Annotated in this window: 1 protein-coding gene and 1 pseudogene; both read right to left on the reverse strand. The window is 72.6% G+C overall.

The window, feature by feature from the left end; genetic code table 11:
* The coding region (locus I9P22_RS24160; RefSeq protein ID WP_199262761.1) for an alpha-D-ribose 1-methylphosphonate 5-triphosphate diphosphatase at positions 1 to 1,097 on the reverse strand (1,097 nt) is incomplete at its 3' end.
* Between the two features lie 71 nt (positions 1,098 to 1,168).
* Positions 1,169 to 1,399, reverse strand: a pseudogene (locus tag I9P22_RS24165) (phosphonate metabolism protein/1,5-bisphosphokinase (PRPP-forming) PhnN); the annotation flags it as partial.

Genomic DNA, 1,399 nt, shown 5'->3' on the forward strand with positions numbered 1-1,399 from the left:
GCATTGCCCAGCCGCGCCACCCGGATCACGTCGGCCCGGGCGCCGGGACGCAGCGCGCCGCGGTCGGCCAGCCCCGCCGCCGCCGCCGGTGCCGAGGTGACGGTGGCCACGCCGCGCGGCATGTCGTTCCACAGGTCGCCCAGCATCAGCGCCGCCGTCAGCAGCGACGAGGGCACGTAATCCGAGGACAGGATGTCCAGCAGCCCGGCCTCGGCCAGGACATGGGCTGCGACATTGCCGGAATGGCTGCCGCCGCGGATCAGGTTCGGCGCGCCCATCATCACCGCGATGCCCCGGTCGCGGCAGGCCCGCGCCGCCTCCTCGGTGGTCGGGAACTCGGCCAGGCGGGCGCCGTGGCTGGCCGAGACCGCCACCTGCCCGGCGGTGGTGTCGTCATGGCTGGCCAGCACCGCGCCATAGCGGCGCGCCTCGGCCACGGCGGTGGCCTCGTGCAGGGCGCCCAGCCGGTCGCGCAGCGCCTGCTGGCTTTCGACATGGGCGTCGAATTCGGCATCGGACAGGCCGCGCTTGCCGATCACGTAGTCGCGCAGCTTGCCGATGTCGCGGAACTGGCGCTGGCCGGGGGTGTGGTCCATCAGGCTGACGATGCCGACGCGGTCCTCGGGGCCGAACTTGGCCATTTCCTCGACCAGGGTTTCCGAGCAGATCTCGGCCCGCAGGTGCAGGAAATGGCTGATGCGCAGCGCACCCTGCGCCCGCAGCTGCAGGATCTCGGTCGCCAGCGCCCGGGCATATTCGCCATAGCCGACATTCGAGCTGGTGAAGACCGAACCCACGCGCAATGCGTCGAAGACCGTGGTGATCCCGGTCGAGGCGAGTTCCGCATCATGGGCGACGATGGCGGCCTGATGCGGCCATTCGACCTTGGGGCGCGGCTGCAGGTGGCGTTCCAGGTTGTCGGTATGAAGCTCGACCAGGCCGGGCAGGACCAGGTCGCCCGCGCAATCGACGGCGCTCGGCGGAACGGCGCCGCCCTCGGCGATTTCGGCGATGCGGCCCTCGGCCAGGCGGATCTGGCCGCGAAGGACCCGGTCGGGCAGGATCAGCATGGCGTTGGCAAGGATGGTCTGGGTCATCGGTCGATCCTGTCTTGCTGTCCGGGGCAGGGGTGGGCTGATGGGCATGGGCGGTTCCGGCGGCCGCATCGCTACGACCCGGCCGGCTGAATGGGGGCGGGCTGCAGCGCCGCCAGGAAGCGCGTCAGCCCGATCTCGGCGCTGGCATCGTTGATCACGGTCCGATGGGCGATGCCCTCGGGCAGGGCGAATCCGGCCCGGTCCAGCCGCCGCGCCCGGTCCGCGGCGCCCTCGCGGCCGCGCAAGGCCAGGCGCGCCGCCAGCACCGGGGCGGGGGCGGTGACCAGCAGCACGGCCAGGCC

The organism is Paracoccus binzhouensis (assembly GCF_016446475.1).
In the GTDB taxonomy this organism is placed as follows: domain Bacteria; phylum Pseudomonadota; class Alphaproteobacteria; order Rhodobacterales; family Rhodobacteraceae; genus Paracoccus; species Paracoccus binzhouensis.